The 13,973-nt window shown below is 71.3% G+C and carries 16 protein-coding genes and 6 tRNA genes; 14 read left to right on the top strand and 8 right to left on the bottom strand.

What is annotated here, in order from left to right; all coding sequences use genetic code 11:
- Window positions 1–142 precede the first annotated feature (142 nt).
- The 3 genes from ACZ7DL_RS14400 (at window position 143) to ACZ7DL_RS14390 (ending at window position 1,948) form a co-directional block, all read left to right on the top strand.
- The gene (locus tag ACZ7DL_RS14400) at window positions 143–319 is read left to right on the top strand and encodes a hypothetical protein (RefSeq protein ID WP_361214742.1); all 177 of its coding nucleotides are present in this window, start codon (window positions 143–145) and stop codon (window positions 317–319) included.
- Between the two features lie 271 nt (window positions 320–590).
- Window positions 591–1,547, top strand: coding sequence for a phosphotransferase (locus tag ACZ7DL_RS14395; protein WP_470774323.1), 957 nt, complete (start codon window positions 591–593; stop codon window positions 1,545–1,547).
- A gap of 104 nt (window positions 1,548–1,651) precedes the next feature.
- Complete coding sequence (locus tag ACZ7DL_RS14390) at window positions 1,652–1,948, top strand: TFIIB-type zinc ribbon-containing protein (RefSeq protein ID WP_470774322.1); 297 nt, start codon at window positions 1,652–1,654, stop codon at window positions 1,946–1,948.
- Between the two features lie 52 nt (window positions 1,949–2,000).
- Here ACZ7DL_RS14390 and ACZ7DL_RS14385 read toward each other — a convergent pair.
- The 5 genes from ACZ7DL_RS14385 to ACZ7DL_RS14365 all read right to left on the bottom strand — a co-directional run bounded on the left by ACZ7DL_RS14385 (window position 2,001) and on the right by ACZ7DL_RS14365 (window position 2,471).
- Window positions 2,001–2,072, bottom strand: a tRNA-Val gene (locus ACZ7DL_RS14385).
- A gap of 29 nt (window positions 2,073–2,101) precedes the next feature.
- A tRNA-Val gene (locus tag ACZ7DL_RS14380) sits at window positions 2,102–2,173 on the bottom strand.
- A gap of 40 nt (window positions 2,174–2,213) precedes the next feature.
- Window positions 2,214–2,285: transfer RNA gene (locus tag ACZ7DL_RS14375), tRNA-Val, on the bottom strand.
- A 1-nt stretch (window position 2,286) separates the two neighbouring features.
- A tRNA-Cys gene (locus ACZ7DL_RS14370) sits at window positions 2,287–2,360 on the bottom strand.
- 38 nt (window positions 2,361–2,398) lie between these two features.
- Window positions 2,399–2,471: transfer RNA gene (locus ACZ7DL_RS14365), tRNA-Gly, on the bottom strand.
- A gap of 178 nt (window positions 2,472–2,649) precedes the next feature.
- On the opposite strand from ACZ7DL_RS14365, the gene ACZ7DL_RS14360 reads away from it, so the two are divergent.
- The 3 genes from ACZ7DL_RS14360 to ACZ7DL_RS14350 all read left to right on the top strand — a co-directional run bounded on the left by ACZ7DL_RS14360 (window position 2,650) and on the right by ACZ7DL_RS14350 (window position 5,427).
- On the top strand, window positions 2,650–3,693 hold the full coding sequence (locus ACZ7DL_RS14360) for a chorismate-binding protein (protein ID WP_470774321.1): 1,044 nt from the start codon (window positions 2,650–2,652) through the stop codon (window positions 3,691–3,693).
- The gene (locus ACZ7DL_RS14355; RefSeq protein WP_470774320.1) at window positions 3,690–4,511 is read left to right on the top strand and encodes an aminotransferase class IV; all 822 of its coding nucleotides are present in this window, start codon (window positions 3,690–3,692) and stop codon (window positions 4,509–4,511) included. Before ACZ7DL_RS14360 ends, ACZ7DL_RS14355 begins: the two co-directional genes overlap by 4 nt.
- Window positions 4,512–4,602: 91 nt before the next feature.
- Window positions 4,603–5,427, top strand: coding sequence for a GNAT family N-acetyltransferase (locus tag ACZ7DL_RS14350; RefSeq protein ID WP_470774318.1), 825 nt, complete (start codon window positions 4,603–4,605; stop codon window positions 5,425–5,427).
- Between the two features lie 67 nt (window positions 5,428–5,494).
- Here the strand turns inward: ACZ7DL_RS14350 and ACZ7DL_RS14345 are convergent, their stop codons facing one another.
- A complete protein-coding gene (locus tag ACZ7DL_RS14345) occupies window positions 5,495–6,028 on the bottom strand; it encodes a DsbA family protein (protein ID WP_470774316.1) in 534 nt (177 codons plus the stop codon).
- Window positions 6,029–6,309: 281 nt separating this feature from the next.
- Between ACZ7DL_RS14345 and ACZ7DL_RS14340 the strand changes: the two genes are divergently transcribed.
- On the top strand, window positions 6,310–6,753 hold the full coding sequence (locus ACZ7DL_RS14340; RefSeq protein ID WP_470774313.1) for a hypothetical protein: 444 nt from the start codon (window positions 6,310–6,312) through the stop codon (window positions 6,751–6,753).
- Between the two features lie 154 nt (window positions 6,754–6,907).
- Complete coding sequence (locus ACZ7DL_RS14335; RefSeq protein ID WP_164932512.1) at window positions 6,908–7,060, top strand: hypothetical protein; 153 nt, start codon at window positions 6,908–6,910, stop codon at window positions 7,058–7,060.
- Window positions 7,061–7,130: 70 nt separating this feature from the next.
- On the opposite strand, the gene ACZ7DL_RS14330 is transcribed toward ACZ7DL_RS14335, so the two are convergent.
- Both ACZ7DL_RS14330 and ACZ7DL_RS14325 read right to left on the bottom strand, forming a co-directional pair.
- Window positions 7,131–7,691 (bottom strand): CGNR zinc finger domain-containing protein, encoded by a 561-nt coding sequence (locus ACZ7DL_RS14330; RefSeq protein ID WP_470774311.1) that lies wholly within the window; start codon window positions 7,689–7,691, stop codon window positions 7,131–7,133.
- Between the two features lie 293 nt (window positions 7,692–7,984).
- Window positions 7,985–8,398: an SsgA family sporulation/cell division regulator gene (locus ACZ7DL_RS14325; RefSeq protein WP_004002642.1), complete on the bottom strand. Its 414-nt coding sequence runs from the start codon at window positions 8,396–8,398 to the stop codon at window positions 7,985–7,987.
- 191 nt (window positions 8,399–8,589) lie between these two features.
- Here ACZ7DL_RS14325 and ACZ7DL_RS14320 point away from each other — a divergent pair, with 191 nt between their 5' ends.
- The 6 genes from ACZ7DL_RS14320 to ACZ7DL_RS14295 all read left to right on the top strand — a co-directional run bounded on the left by ACZ7DL_RS14320 (window position 8,590) and on the right by ACZ7DL_RS14295 (window position 13,851).
- Complete coding sequence (locus ACZ7DL_RS14320; protein WP_470774309.1) at window positions 8,590–9,054, top strand: TIGR02611 family protein; 465 nt, start codon at window positions 8,590–8,592, stop codon at window positions 9,052–9,054.
- An 85-nt stretch (window positions 9,055–9,139) separates the two neighbouring features.
- Window positions 9,140–9,211 (top strand) — tRNA-Val (locus ACZ7DL_RS14315).
- 862 nt (window positions 9,212–10,073) lie between these two features.
- Window positions 10,074–11,378, top strand: a complete 1,305-nt coding sequence (locus ACZ7DL_RS14310) for an ABC transporter substrate-binding protein (protein ID WP_470774307.1) — start codon at window positions 10,074–10,076, stop codon at window positions 11,376–11,378.
- A gap of 11 nt (window positions 11,379–11,389) precedes the next feature.
- Complete coding sequence (locus tag ACZ7DL_RS14305; RefSeq protein ID WP_470774305.1) at window positions 11,390–12,349, top strand: carbohydrate ABC transporter permease; 960 nt, start codon at window positions 11,390–11,392, stop codon at window positions 12,347–12,349.
- The gene (locus tag ACZ7DL_RS14300; RefSeq protein WP_470774303.1) at window positions 12,346–13,257 is read left to right on the top strand and encodes a carbohydrate ABC transporter permease; all 912 of its coding nucleotides are present in this window, start codon (window positions 12,346–12,348) and stop codon (window positions 13,255–13,257) included. Before ACZ7DL_RS14305 ends, ACZ7DL_RS14300 begins: the two co-directional genes overlap by 4 nt.
- 3 nt (window positions 13,258–13,260) lie before the next feature.
- On the top strand, window positions 13,261–13,851 hold the full coding sequence (locus ACZ7DL_RS14295) for a hypothetical protein (protein ID WP_470774302.1): 591 nt from the start codon (window positions 13,261–13,263) through the stop codon (window positions 13,849–13,851).
- The last annotated feature ends 122 nt before the right edge of the window (window positions 13,852–13,973 follow it).

Raw genomic sequence — 13,973 nt, 5'->3', positions numbered from 1 at the left:
GCCCGCGATTCGGTACGAAGGCATGACGCCCGCCGGATGTCGCGCGCCTAGATTTGAGGTCAAGCGGCGGGTGCAGCACTCGTCCCCCGAGGTCAGGCACCCGCCGCTGCCGATGACAACCGAAACGGTCAGGAGAGGGACCATGGCCCACACGGCACCGCGACGCACGGCGTTCGCCCCCCGCCGCACGGGCCGCCGCCACCCCCTGGTGGCGACGCTCATGGCCCTTCCCCTGGCGGCCCTGCTCCTGCTCGTCTTCGACGGCTGGGAGACGGTGGCCACACAGGCGTCGTCCGTGGGTGTGATGCTGGGGCGCTGAGCGGCGACCCCAGGCCCGGAAGAGCGGTCCGGGCGGGGACATCCATCCATGAAACCCCGTGGGGACGGGGGTACGGCGGACGGCACAAATGCCGGCGCAGCTGGGGAGCTGCGCCGGCATTAGCCGTTCCACCCCCTCGGCACCCACCCCGCGACCGCAGCCATGCCCGCCCGTCGGCAGCACGGCGCACCCCGCCGGCGCGGGCAAGCGAACCCCCGGCGCCCGCCCCCCAGTACCCTCGGCCGAACAGTCCACCCCGCCCGAGGCAGCCTTGACCGCAGACATCGACCCCGCCGCAGACCCGAACACGCCCGCCCTCATATCCGCGCTGGCCGCGAAGGCCAGAGCCACCGCCCACCCCCACGCCCCCACCACCCCCTGCATCTGCGGCAGCACCCCCCTCGCCACCCGCTCCGACACCACGGTCGTCCGCCACGCCGGCACCGTCGCCAAGGCCCACGCGCCGGACACCGACCGCACCGCGCTCACCCTTCGCGTCGCCACGGCCGCGCGCCTTCCCGACCTGCTCCTGCCCCCGCTCACCCCCGCCCCGGCCCCCCTGCACGACCGTCTCGTGACGTGCTGGCCGTACGGCGTCCCGGTGGACCCGGACGACCCGGACGCGGCCCCCTGGGAGGCTGTCGCCACTCTCCTGGCCGGGCTGCACCGCAGCCCCGTCCCCACCGGCCTGCCCCCGATGCGCGGCCCCGCCAAGGCCGCCCGCGCGCTCGGCCGGCTCCATGCGGCGCTCCGTACCGCGCCGCACACCGCCGCCGGCCCCGTACTGGGCGCTTGGGCCGCCCTGCCCGCCTGGGCCCGGGCAGCGGCCCCGATGCCCGCCCCCGCGGCCCTCTGCCACGGCGATCTGCACCTCGGCCAGCTCGTCCGGCACCCGGCACCGGACGGACCGTGGAAGCTCATCGACGTGGACGATCTCGGGGCCGGGGTCCCGGCCTGGGACCTCGCCCGCCCCGCCGCCTGGTACGCCTGCGGACTTCTCCCGCCCGAGGAGTGGACCCGCTTCCTGACGGCGTACCGGCAGGCCCGCGGCCCGGCCGTGCCCGCGGCCGGCGACCCCTGGCCCGCCCTCGACGTCCCGGCCCGCGCGCTGACCGTGCAGACCGCCGCCCTGGCGATCACCAAGGCGCTCGCCGCGGACCGCCCGCTGGACGAGGTGGAGCAGGCCCTCGTCGACGCCTGCGCGCGCATGCCGTCCGCCACCCCCTGACCGGCGCCCGGATTCCCGCACTAGGCTGCAACCGCCCGGGGCCGCACGGAGTCTGTCCTGGGGAAACACGAAGCAAGACCGACCGGCGAGGAGTTGAGCCGACCATGCAGTGTCCGAAGTGCCATGCGCCGATGCACACCTACAACCGCAACGGCGTCCAGATCGAGCAGTGCAGCGGCTGCCGCGGCATCTTCCTCGACTACGGCGAGCTGGAGGCGCTGACCCGCCTGGAGTCCCAGTGGTCCCAGCCGGCCCCGCCGCCCGCGCCCGCTCCGCAGGCCTACCCGGCGGCCCCGGCCGCGCCCGCCTGGGGCGCCCCGCACGGCGGTCAGCACGGTGGCCACGGTCACTACGGGCACCACCGCCACAAGAGCTTCGGCCACATGCTCTTCTCCAGCTGAGCACACGCAGAAGCCCCCGGCCGTACGAGACGGCCGGGGGCTTCTTGCTGTGTGGACGATACTGGGATTGAACCAGTGACCTCTTCCGTGTCAGGGAAGCGCTCTCCCGCTGAGCTAATCGTCCGCGGACTGTGACTCACGAGTCACAGACAGTGCGCGATACTGGGATTGAACCAGTGACCTCTTCCGTGTCAGGGAAGCGCTCTCCCGCTGAGCTAATCGCGCGGGTGGGGATCTTCGAGAGACCCAGGATCCGTAGATCCAGTGGACGATACTGGGATTGAACCAGTGACCTCTTCCGTGTCAGGGAAGCGCTCTCCCGCTGAGCTAATCGTCCTTGGAGGTGGAGACGGGATTTGAACCCGTGTAGACGGCTTTGCAGGCCGTTGCCTCGCCTCTCGGCCACTCCACCAGGAGTGTAGGGGATCGGGATGACCCCTTCTTCCTTCGAGCGGACGACGAGGCTCGAACTCGCGACCTCAACCTTGGCAAGGTTGCGCTCTACCAACTGAGCTACGTCCGCTTGTCGTTTCGGTCCGCTTCCGCGTCCCGGCGACGTGTTGAACTCTAGCGGATTCCCGGGCCAGCACAAAAACGCGTTTGCGCAGCGTGCTGCGGTGCACCCGGCGGACCCCGTGGTCAGGGCCCCCTCCGGGATATCCCGGGGCCGCCTCCCGGACACCCGACCTAGACTCGACCACGTGCTTCACCACCCTCCTCTCGCCCGGTTCGGCGACCGTGTCGCCACCGGCCTCCTCGACGTCACGAGCGATCCGGCCGCCCTGGACTCCGCCGGCTTCTGGGCCGTCTGCGCGGACTTCGAGGGCCGGCTGACCTGCGCCCGCTTCGCGGACGTACGGCACGAGCCGGTGCCCGCGCCGGCGCCCGGAGGATGGCGGGGCCCGCAGCCGGGGGACTGGATCTCCTCCCTGGACCGCGCCGCGTACACGGCGGCCGTCCGCCGGATCCGCGAGCACATCGCGGCCGGCGAGGTCTACCAGGCCAATCTCTGCCGGGTGCTCAGCGCGTCCGTCGCCCCCGGCGCCGACGTGGACGCCCTGACCGCCCTGCTGGCCCGGGGCAACCCGGCGCCGTACGCGGGAACGATCCGGCTGCCGGAGCACGGCTTGGAGATCGCCACCGCCTCACCGGAGCTGTTCCTGCGCCGGGACGGCCGTACCGTCGAGTCGGGCCCCATCAAGGGCACCGGGCGCACCGAGGCGGACCTCCTGGACAAGGACTACGCCGAGAACGTGATGATCGTGGACCTGGTCCGCAACGACATCGGCCGCGTCTGCGCGACCGGCAGCGTGACCGTCCCCGATCTGTGCGCCGTGGAGAAGCACCCGGGGCTCGTCCACCTCGTCTCCACCGTCCGCGGCGAGCTGCGGGCGGACGCCGGCTGGCCGGAGCTGCTGGCCGCGGCCTTCCCGCCCGGGTCGGTCACCGGCGCCCCCAAGTCGAGCGCCCTGCGCATCATCGAGGCGCTGGAGACGGCACCCCGCGGCCCGTACTGCGGCGGCATCGGCTGGGTCGACGCCGATCGGGGCACCGGCGAGCTCGCCGTGGGCATCCGCACCTTCTGGATCGACCGGGCCGAGGGCCTCCTGCGCTTCGGGAGCGGGGCCGGCATCACCTGGGGGTCCGACCCCGAGGGGGAGTGGCGGGAGACCGAGCTGAAGGCCTCCCGGCTGCTCGCGGTAGCGTCGGGGACGTACGAGGACACCGAAGGGGCGTTCACATGAGGATCTGGCTGGACGGCGCACTGCGGGACGTGGAATCGGCCCGGGTCTCGGTCTTCGACCACGGGCTGACCGTCGGCGACGGCGTCTTCGAAACCGTGAAGGCGGTCGACGGCAAGCCGTTCGCCCTCACCCGGCACCTCGACCGGCTGACCCGCTCGGCCCACGCCCTCGGCCTGCCCAGCCCGGACCACGACGAGCTGCGGCGCGCCTGTGCGGCCGTCCTGGAGGCCAATCCGATGCCGCTCGGCCGGCTGCGGATCACCTACACCGGCGGCCACGGCCCGCTCGGCTCCGACCGCGGCGAGCACGGCCCGACCCTGGTGGTCGCCGTCGGCGAGACCACCCGCCGCCCGGACTCCACCGCGGTGATCACCGTCCCGTGGACCCGCAACGAACGCGGTGCTCTGGCCGGCGTGAAGACGACCTCGTACGCCGAGAACGTCGTCGCCCTGGCCCGCGCCCACCAAAGCGGCGCGTCCGAGGCGCTGTTCGGCAACACGCTGGGCCGGCTGTGCGAGGGCACCGGGTCGAACGTCTTCGTCGTCCTGGACGGCGAGATCCACACCCCGCCGGTCGCCTCCGGCTGCCTGGCCGGCATCACCCGGGCCCTGGTGACCGAGTGGACGGGCGCCAAGGAGACCGACCTGCCGCTGGACGTCCTCCAGCGCGCCGACGAGGTCTTCCTCACCTCCACACTGCGGGACGTCCAGGCCGTGCACCAGGTCGACGACCGCGAACTGCCCGGCACCGCGGGCCCGGTGACCGCCAAGGCCGTGCGGATCTTCGCCGAGCGCTCCGGACACGACCTGGACCCCTGATCCCGGACGACGACCACGCCCGGCAGGCTGCCGGAAAAGCGCTGCGGAAAACGGGCTGACGCGGCCGGTCGTCGCGGGTAGAACACCTGTGATGACCACGACCCTGCGGCCGGCCGAGCCGCTCCGGCAACACCCCGACGGAACCCGTTCCCGCCGCTACGCGGTGTGCGTGAACAGCCGTCCCGTCGGCGAGATCCACCTCGGCACCTCGCCGGCCCTCGGCGACTCGGTGGCCCGCATCATCGAGTTGCGGATCGCCGAGCCCGACCGGCGGCGCGGCCGGGGCACCGTGGCCGCGCTCGCCGCGGAGGAGGTGGCCCGCGGCTGGGGCTGCGCCCAGATGGAGACCGTGGTTCCGGCCGCGGCGGAGACGGCCCTGCGCCTGTTCGGCACCCTCGGTTACACCCTGCGCAACCGCGGCATGGAGAAACGCCTCGGCGCCGCTCCGCCCGCGCTGCCGCCGGGCAGCCACGCACGGCCGATGACCGAGGCGGAGTTCGCGGCCTGGCGGGAGACGGAGAGCGAGCGGTACGCGCGCTCGTGGATCGAGCGGGGCATCTCCGACGCCGCGGCCCGCGCCAAGGCCGCCGCCGACCACACGCGGCTGCTGCCGCACGGGCTCGCGACCGACGGCGTGCTCTTCAGCGTGCTGGAACACGCGGGCGACCGGGTGGGCACGCTGTGGCTGTCGCTGGAGGAGGACCGGGCCTTCGTGTTCGACGTCGCGACCGACGCGGCCCATCGCGGCCGGGGACACGGCCGTACGCTCATGCTGCTGGCGGAACGCCAGGCGATCGAGACCGGCCGGACGGTCCTCGGCCTCAACGTGTTCACGGGCAACACCCCGGCCGAGCGGCTGTACGCGTCACTCGGCTACGAGACGGTGACCCACTCCCTGACCAAGCCCCTGCTGTAGCCGCAGTCCGACCAGGACGTCACCCCGAGGCTCCCCGAGGGCCGGGAGGGGAGCAGGTCCTCCGGGCTCAGGCCTCCTGGCCGTCCCGCTCCGCCAGCAGCCGGTCCGCGATCTCCTCGATGCGCGCGCGCAGCCCCTCCTGGCCGTTGCCGCCGTCGAGGCGTTCGCCGCCGATGACGTACGTCGGGGTGCCGGTCACGCCGATCGCCTTGCCCTCGGCCTGGTCGGCGTCCACGATCAGGATGTGCCGGCCGTCGATCAGCGCAGTGTCGAACTCCTCGGCGTCCAGCCCGAGTTCCCGGGCCACCTCGACCAGGAAGGGTTCTCCCTGACGGTCCAGCTCCTCGACCCGCTCCAGCACGGCCTCCACGTACGGCCAGCCCTTGCCCTGCTCCAGCGCCTCCTCGGCGGCCTGGGCGGCGGCGAAGGCGTGCTTGTGCTTCTCCAGCGGGAAGTGCCGCAGCCGCAGCTCCAGCCGGTCGCCGTAGCGGGCGCGCAGGGCGCGGACGTCGTCCAGGGCGCTGCGGCAGTCGGGGCACTGGAGTTCGCACCAGACGTCGAGGACGAGGGCATCGGTGCGTGCGGGGGAGGGGTTGCTCATGCCCACCAGTCTTCCAGGCCGGACGCGGGCGACCCAATCGGGATCCCGGCGGCTCGGGACCGCTCCCTGCGGATCCCGGCGGCTCGGGACCGCTCCCCCGGGGATCTGGGCGGCTCCTGAGGCCAGGGGGCTCGGACCTCGGCACCCGGCCCCGTTGCGGGACCCGCACTCCAGGAGGAGGCGACCCGGAGATGTCCCTGATGTCCTGCCGGAGCGTGGCATCGCGGGGAGCGGACGAGGCAGGATGGAAGCGACGAACCCGAGCCCGCCAGGAGGACCGGATGATTGCCGAGACAGTGTGCTCCGCCGTGTCCGCGGCGGGCCTGGGCATCGCGGTGGTCACGGCCTACCGCAGGCGCTTCCTGGCCGCCGCCCGCATCGCGGCCTACTCGCTCGTGCCGATCGGCCTGGTGATGACCGGTGTCGTCGGCTGGCTCGCCGACACCGCCCTGAGCCCCACCGCCTGGGCGGGCTTCGGGGTGCTGGGCGCGGCCTGGCTCCTGTTCGCCGGGACCCGTGCCGTGGAGCGCCGGCGCGGCGATGCCGGTGCCGGGCGCAAGGCGGCCGGGCGCTCCGGGCGGGACGCGGTGGCGCCCGCGGCCTCGGCGCCGTCGCTGGGCGGGACGGCTCGCCCCGCGGCGCGCCCCGCCGCCGCCCCCCGGGCCGGTGACTCCTCCGAGGACTTCAGCGACATCGAGGCCATCCTCAAGAAGCACGGCATATGACAGTCACATGACTCGCTGAAACGACACAGTGGGTCCGCGGGCGTCCGGAATCGTTCACCAGCCGAACGAGACCTCACGGGATTCGGCGAACTCCCGCAAGATCCTCTGCGGTGATCGCGGGCGGGGTGCCGGGTGCGTCATGATCTGCCGCGAGATGCTGGACACGACACAGAGCGAGGCCGCGCCGCCGAAGGACGAGCCGCGCGGGTGCCTCTTCGCCCTTTCCCAGCCACCGCTGATGATCTTCCTTGCGGTGATCGGGTGTCTGATCCTCATGGCTGCGCTGCACGACCTGCTGTTGCTGTGAGCCGTACACGTCCGTCCCGGCGTCACCCGCCGGGACCGACGTCGCACCGGGCGCCGTGTCTCGGCGGGTCTCAGCCCGTCGCTTCCTTGCGCCGGGCCCGGTAGGCGGCGACATGCAGCCGGTTTCCGCAGGTGCGGCTGTCGCAGTAGCGGCGCGAGCGGTTGCGGGACAGATCCACGAACGCCCGCCGGCAGTCCGGCGCCTCGCAGCGCCGCAGCCTCTCCTGCTCGCCGGCCACCACGAAGAAGGCGAGCGCCATCCCGCAGTCGGCGGCGAGATGGTCGGCGACGGAGGCACCTGGTGCGAAGTAGTGCACATGCCAGTCGTAGCCGTCGTGGTCCGTGAGCCGGGGGGTGGTGCCCGCCGCGGCCACCAGGTCGTTGATCATCCCGGCCGCGGACCGGGCGTCCGGGGCCGCGAAGATCGCCGCGAACCGTCCCCGGACCCGGCGCACCGCCGAGAGGTCGAACTCCGACAGCATGCCGACATCGCTGATTTTGTGGTTACGCACGAACTCCGTGAGGGCCGGGACATCGGGCAGTCCGTCCGCCGCCGCGTCGTCCTCCGGCGCGGTGTTCACCAGATCCACCACGGTGTCGAGGGCGCACCGGGTGTCGTGGGTGATCAGCACGTTTCGCTCCCTGGCCTGAGGGGTCGGGCGGGCGCCCGCCGATGCTGGCCGATGGTAGCGACAACCGCGCCCACCGTACCGGCCCGTGCCCGGCCTCTACTGCCCGTAGAACGCCTGCGTGCCGCCGGCGGTTCCCGAACCCGCCGCCCGAGCGGCGGCGGCAGCCCGCACACAGGCCGGCGCCGCCCCGTGAACGCTCACGGTGACGGCGCCGGCCTGTTGCCGTATACGGCTGTCTTGGCCCGAGCCGTCTCCCCGAGTGGACGGCGCCGGGCTGCTTGGAGGGCGGCGACCTAGCTCTCCGCCAGGATGTGCGAGAGCTCCTGATCCAGGTCGAAGTGCCGGTGTTCCGTGCCGGGCGGCACAGCGGCGTCGGTTCGCTTCAGGAAGGACTCCAGGGCCCGCGCCGGGGCCTCGAGCAGGGCCTCCCCCTCCGGGGAGCTGAGGGCGATGCACACGACGCCCTGACCATGACTGCGGGATGGCCAGACGCGGACGTCGCCGGTGCCGGTGGGCCGGTGCAGCCCCTCGGCGAGGAGGTCGCGGGCGAACACCCACTCGACGGTCTCCTCGGCTCCGGTGTGGAAGGTGGCGTGCACGGCGTAGGGGTCGGCCGTGTCGTACCGCAGGCCTGCGGGGACAGGCAGGGAGGACTCGCTCGACACAACGAGGCGCAGGTGCAGCTCGCAGCTGACCGTGGTGTTCATAAGCGCCAGGGCCTTTCGCTCAGTGTGCGCTCGGGGATTCGCACGTCGGCGAAATCGACATGCCACCTACGGTGCCGTTGTAAACCCCTCTGAGGGTTTTGCGTGCCTTTACGTAACTCTTCCGGCCGAGAACTCGTACCAGACCTACGTCCATTCCGGTGACCTGATTCACTCCGGTAGGGTTTGTCTGTATGAATACGGGGAGTGACGAGCTGGGCGAGGTCGCCGTGACAGCGGAGAAGGCGAAGACGGACCGGCCCGAGGCCGGCGAAGGGGCCGAGCGCGGGCTCGGCTCACGCGCGCCGGAATTCATCAAGGCCCGCCGGCTCCTGCATCTGAGCTGGCAGGTCGGCGTCTTCGTGGTCGGCCTTGCGGTGGTCGGCGTGGGCATCGTCATGCTGCCGCTGCCCGGCCCCGGCTGGGTGGTGATCTTCGGCGGCATGGCGATCTGGGCGACCGAGTTCGTCTGGGCCCAGCTGGTGCTCCGCTGGACGAAACGCAAGGTCACCGAGGCGGCCCAGCGCGCCCTCGACCCCAGGGTGCGCCGCCGCAACATCACCCTGACCGCGATCGGCCTGGTGATCATCGGCGTGCTGGTCGGGATCTACCTGTGGAAGTTCGGCCTCGTCATGCCCTGGAAGATCAAGGATCAGTGACGCCGGCGCGGGGCGGGGCGGCGCCCGCCGCCCGGCCCTGGTTCGGAAGCACCCCCTGACATGGGGTAATGTTCTTCCTGCGCCCGGGCGATTAGCTCAGTGGGAGAGCGCTTCGTTCACACCGAAGAGGTCACTGGTTCGAACCCAGTATCGCCCACCCGGACCGACGGCCCATCTGCTACCAGCAGGTGGGCCGTCGGCGTGTGCGGGCCTTGGGCGGGCGGCCACGGGGTCGGCCGACGCCTGAGGCGGGCGGGTTCCGGGCCGATCCCTGGAACTCCACCGCGTCCGGACGGCCCGCTCACACTCCTCGTGCCCGCCGCTCCACCACCGGATCAGCGTGACCGGACCCCAGGCAGCGGCCTCGGCGCGCCCCCGGTTGGCGTCCCCCGGGCCGGTGTGGACCCCGTCCGGCGTGCCCCCGGCCCGGCGTGCCCGTCGCCCGGCGCCCGCCGAGGGCGCGGCTCCGGGCCGGCGCAGCCGGAGCCCGCGGGCCGGTGCGGGCGACGGGCCCCGGCCTGGGTGTCGGACGTACTCGTTCCGACCGTTTCAGACCCTCGGTACCCACCCGCTCGCTCGCCGGGCCCGCCCTGCCCCACCGGTGCCCGCCCCGGCTGTCGCCCGCAGCGCCGCGACCAGCCTCACCTGGCCGCCGGTTGCACAACCCCCGGCTTCGCCCCCCTGGGCGCACGGGTTCCCGGAGCCCTGGGCACCCCCGCCTCACCGGCAGCCACGCCACCGGCTCGGAGCGCCCCCTGGCAGCCCTCCCCGCACCCTCACCCCGACCACCGGCCACCGATGCCACCCACGCACCCCGGTCCCCCCCCGTCGACCCCGCTGCCCCCACCTGCGCGAACGGCCTCCGCGCCCGCCTCCCGCCCCGCCGCCCGCAAGAAAATCCTGTCCGAATCATTGACGCACCCCGGACCCCTCCGTACCTTGTGCCAGCAAGCGCTTACTTGAAACGATTCATGACGTCGCTCGACATCGTTCAGGACAGTTGACCGGCGGCGGCGACGATGCTGCGGGAGGGCCCGACTGTGGGAAGCAGGAATCTTGAGAGGCGTACGATCCTGAAGGCGGCCGGAGCCTCGGCGGCCACGCTCGGGCTCGCCGCGACGACCGGCTGCGGAAGCGGCACCGGTTCCGGGGACGGGACGGTGACGATCCGTTACTCCTGGTGGGGTGCCGAGGAGCGCGCCAAGAAGATCAATCAGACGATCGCACTCTTCGAGAAGAAGTACCCGAAGATCAAGGTCAAGACGGACTTCCAGACGTATCAGTCCTTCTGGGAGAAGTTCCAGACGCAGGCCGCCGGCGGAAATCCGCCGGACGTTTTCCAAAACGCCGTCACATTCCTTCGCAAGTACGACAAGCGAGGAATTCTCCTCGATCTGAAGTCACAGGTGCAGGCCGAAAATCTGAGCCTGGATCACTTCCGCGAGGGCGTCACGAAGGTCGGCGAGGTCGACGGCAAGCAGCTCGGAATTCCGGTCGGCTCCAACACCATGGCGCTCGTCATCGACAAGAAGGTCTTCCGGAAGGCCGGCGTCGAGCCGCAGCCGGGCTGGACCTGGGACGAGTACTTCAAAGCCCTGAAGACCATCCACGACAAGACGAAGGTCCCGGGGGACACCGGCTACTTCGCCATCATGTACCTGTACGACCTCTACCTCCGGCAGAACGGCAAGGCGTTCTTCACCGACGACGGACTCGGCTTCGACAAGGCCGACCTGACGGAGTGGTGGACCGACGGCTACAACCGCGTCAAGGCCGGCATCGTCACCGACCCGAAGGTCGTCTCCCAGGACCAGCCCAAGTCCTCCCTCTCCGCTGGTCACGGCGCCTCGGAGTTCACCTGGGACAACTTCACCGTCCGCTACTCGACGGAGGGCGGCAGCGAGTACGGCCTCGCGCCGATCCCCACCACCGACGGCAAGCAGACCGGCCAGTACCTCGCCTCCCTGATGCTCAGCGCCTCCGCCCGCACCTCGCATCCCAAGGAGGTCGCGCAGTTCATCGACTTCATGGTGCACGACCCCGAGGTCGGCAAGATCATGGGCTACGACCGGGGCATCCTCGCGAGCACCGAGCAGTACCAGGCGTACCGGCCGACCGACGCGATCAACAAGGAGATCGCGCAGTACGAGGAGGACACCGCCAAGGCCGGCGTCCTCGGCACGATCACCCCGCACCCCTCCGGTGCCGACACCATCGAGGCCGCCTTCCTGCGCATCGGCGGCGACCTCGGACAGGGCAAGGCGAAGGTCTCGGACGCGGTGAAGCAGTTCTTCACCGAGGCCGAGGCCGCCTTCCAGGCCTGATGGGAAACGCCGTGACGCTCGTCAAGGACTCCGCGCCCGCGACCCGCACCGCACGCTCGGCCACCACCGCGAGAACGGGGCGGCCGGGCCGCCGGCGGGAGAACCTCGCCGGCTACCTCTTCATGTCCCCGTGGATCGCCGGCTTCTTGCTGCTGACCGCGGGCCCGATGGTCGCGTCGCTGTACTTCGCGTTCACCGACTACAACCTCTTCAACACCCCGAAGTGGGTCGGGTTCGACAACTTCACCAAGATGTTCGACGACCCGCGCTGGCAGAAGTCGGTGGAGGTGACAGCCAAGTACGTCGTCATCGGCACCCCGCTGAAGCTGCTGCTCGCCCTCGGTGTCGCCCTGCTCCTCGCCCAGAGCCGCCGCGGCCAGGCCTTCTACCGGGCCGCGTTCTACGCCCCCTCGCTCATCGGTGCGAGCGTCTCGGTCGGCTTCGTCTGGCGGTCCCTGTTCTCCGACGGCGCGGTCGTGGACCGTACACAGTCCTTCTTCGGCTGGCACGTCGGCGGCTGGGTCGGCAACGCGGACTGGGTGCTGTACAGCCTGGTGGCGCTGACGGTGTGGCAGTTCGGTGCGCCCATGGTCATCTTCCTGGCCGGGCTCAAGCAGGTGCCCAGGGAGCTGTACGAGGCGGCGGAGATGGACGGCGCCGGGCCCCTCAGGAAGTTCTGGAACATCACCCTGCCGATGATCTCCCCGGTGCTGTTCTTCAACGTGCTGCTGGAGACCATCCACTCCTTCCAGATCTTCGGTTCGGCCTACGTCGTCTCCAACACCTACTGCGGACCGGCGGACGCCACGCTCGTCTACACCTGCTACCTCTACCAGCAGGGCTTCAAGAACTCCCAGATGGGCTTCGCCTCCGCCATGGCCTGGATGCTGCTGCTCGCCGTGGCCCTGGTGACGGCCGTCCTCTTCTGGTCCCAGAAGAAGTGGGTGCACTACGAGGAGGACGCCCGATGAGTACCCCCCCTCTCTCGGCTCCGCTCGATCGGGGTGTACCCCCCTCCGCCACCAAGCGGCCCGTACTCACCCGCCGGCGCACCGGGTCCCTCGCCTGGCACCTCGGCGCCCTGCTCATCCTGGCCGTGATCCTCTACCCGGTCGTCTGGGTGATCGGCGCCTCGGTCAAGCCCAGCAAGGACATCATCAACAGCCTCACGCTGGTCCCGTCCCGTCCCATCCTGTCCAACTTCAAGGGCCTCGCCGACGGCATCGCGGACATCTCGATCTGGACGTTCTTCCAGAACTCCCTTTTCTATGCGGTCGGCGCAGTGGTCGGCGTCCTGATCTCCTGCTCGCTGACCGCGTACGCTTTCGCGCGCATCCGGTTCGCGGGCCGCAACCTGCTGTTCTCCCTGATGATCGGCACGCTTCTGCTGCCGTATCACGTGCTGCTGATCCCGCAGTACGTGATGTTCCAGAAGCTGGAGCTGGTCAACACCTATGTGCCGTTGCTGATCGGCAAATACCTCGCCACGGAGGCGTTCTTCGTCTTTCTCATGGTGCAGTTCATGCGGAACCTGCCCCGTGAACTGGACGAGGCCGCCCGTCTCGACGGCTGCGGGCACCTGCGCATCTATTGGTCGATCGTGCTGCCGCTGTGCCGGCCCGCGCTCATCACCAGCGCCATCTTCACCTTCATCAACGCCTGGAACGACTTCATGGGCCCGCTGATCTACCTGAACGAGCCCGGCAAGTACACCGTCTCCCTGGGCCTGATGATGTTCCGCGACTCCGACGGCGTGGCCGCCAACTACGGCGGCATGATCGCCATGTCGCTGGTCGCGCTGCTGCCGGTGCTGCTGTTCTTCCTCGCCTTCCAGCGCTATCTGATCGACGGCATGGCGACCTCCGGACTGAAGGGCTGAGTCATGTCCTCAAGCCGGGTCAAGCCGCGCCGGGAGTCCCTGCCGGCGGAGCGGTTCGGGATCTTCGCCGAGTCGCTGCTGACCGGGGTGTGGATCGCGGTCGCCTCCCTCGGTGTCGTCACCTACCCGGCCGCGTTCGCCGCCGGAGCCCGGCATCTGCGTCGGCGGACGGCTTATGAGGGCGGCGGCTGGCGGGAGTTCACCGCCGACTTCCGGTCCGCGCTGCGCGGCGGATGGGTGGTCGGCGTCGCCGGGTGGGCCGCCGCGCTGCTCGCCTGGGTGGACGTCCAGGCCGTACGCGCCGGGCTGCCCGGCGGACCGCTGGTGGGGGCCGCGGTCCTCTTCGCGCTGATCGGGCTCGCCGTGGCCGGGCTGCGCGCGGCGGCGGTCTGGGCACCGGGGGAGCGCTGGCGGGTACTGCTCGCCGGCGCCGGGCGGCGTACCGTCCGAGACCCCGCCGGCTCCTTCCTGCTCGTCGGTGGAGCCGTCCTGACCTGCTGTTCCGCCCTGTTGATCGCGCCGTTGGCGGTCCCGGTGCTCGGCGCCGTCGCGGCGGCGGCCGTCGCCGTGGAGGAGCGGTACCGGCGCCGCTGAGCCGGTGACGCCCGTGTCCGAGGTCGGTGCGGGCCCGTGTCCGAGGTCGGTGCGGGCCCGTGTCCGAGGTCGGTGCCCGGCGCGCCGCACCTGTTTCTGTCATGCCCCTGGTCAGTTTGACT

This window comes from Streptomyces sp. NPDC036984, from assembly GCF_055607665.1.
This window is presented reverse-complemented; position numbering and strand designations above follow the sequence as displayed.

What these genes read in the sequence shown, in the direction of transcription:
- ACZ7DL_RS14400 (WP_361214742.1), top strand. Translation starts at nt 143, where the DNA reads ATGGCCCACACGGCACCGCGACGCACGGCGTTCGCCCCCCGCCGCACG.
- ACZ7DL_RS14390 (WP_470774322.1), top strand. Translation starts at nt 1,652, where the DNA reads ATGCAGTGTCCGAAGTGCCATGCGCCGATGCACACCTACAACCGCAAC.
- ACZ7DL_RS14355 (WP_470774320.1), top strand. Translation starts at nt 3,690, where the DNA reads ATGAGGATCTGGCTGGACGGCGCACTGCGGGACGTGGAATCGGCCCGG.
- ACZ7DL_RS14350 (WP_470774318.1), top strand. Translation starts at nt 4,603, where the DNA reads ATGACCACGACCCTGCGGCCGGCCGAGCCGCTCCGGCAACACCCCGAC.
- ACZ7DL_RS14345 (WP_470774316.1), bottom strand. Translation starts at nt 6,028, where the DNA reads ATGAGCAACCCCTCCCCCGCACGCACCGATGCCCTCGTCCTCGACGTC.
- ACZ7DL_RS14340 (WP_470774313.1), top strand. Translation starts at nt 6,310, where the DNA reads ATGATTGCCGAGACAGTGTGCTCCGCCGTGTCCGCGGCGGGCCTGGGC.
- ACZ7DL_RS14335 (WP_164932512.1), top strand. Translation starts at nt 6,908, where the DNA reads ATGCTGGACACGACACAGAGCGAGGCCGCGCCGCCGAAGGACGAGCCG.
- ACZ7DL_RS14325 (WP_004002642.1), bottom strand. Translation starts at nt 8,398, where the DNA reads ATGAACACCACGGTCAGCTGCGAGCTGCACCTGCGCCTCGTTGTGTCG.
- ACZ7DL_RS14320 (WP_470774309.1), top strand. Translation starts at nt 8,590, where the DNA reads ATGAATACGGGGAGTGACGAGCTGGGCGAGGTCGCCGTGACAGCGGAG.
- ACZ7DL_RS14310 (WP_470774307.1), top strand. Translation starts at nt 10,074, where the DNA reads ATGCTGCGGGAGGGCCCGACTGTGGGAAGCAGGAATCTTGAGAGGCGT.
- ACZ7DL_RS14300 (WP_470774303.1), top strand. Translation starts at nt 12,346, where the DNA reads ATGAGTACCCCCCCTCTCTCGGCTCCGCTCGATCGGGGTGTACCCCCC.
- ACZ7DL_RS14295 (WP_470774302.1), top strand. Translation starts at nt 13,261, where the DNA reads ATGTCCTCAAGCCGGGTCAAGCCGCGCCGGGAGTCCCTGCCGGCGGAG.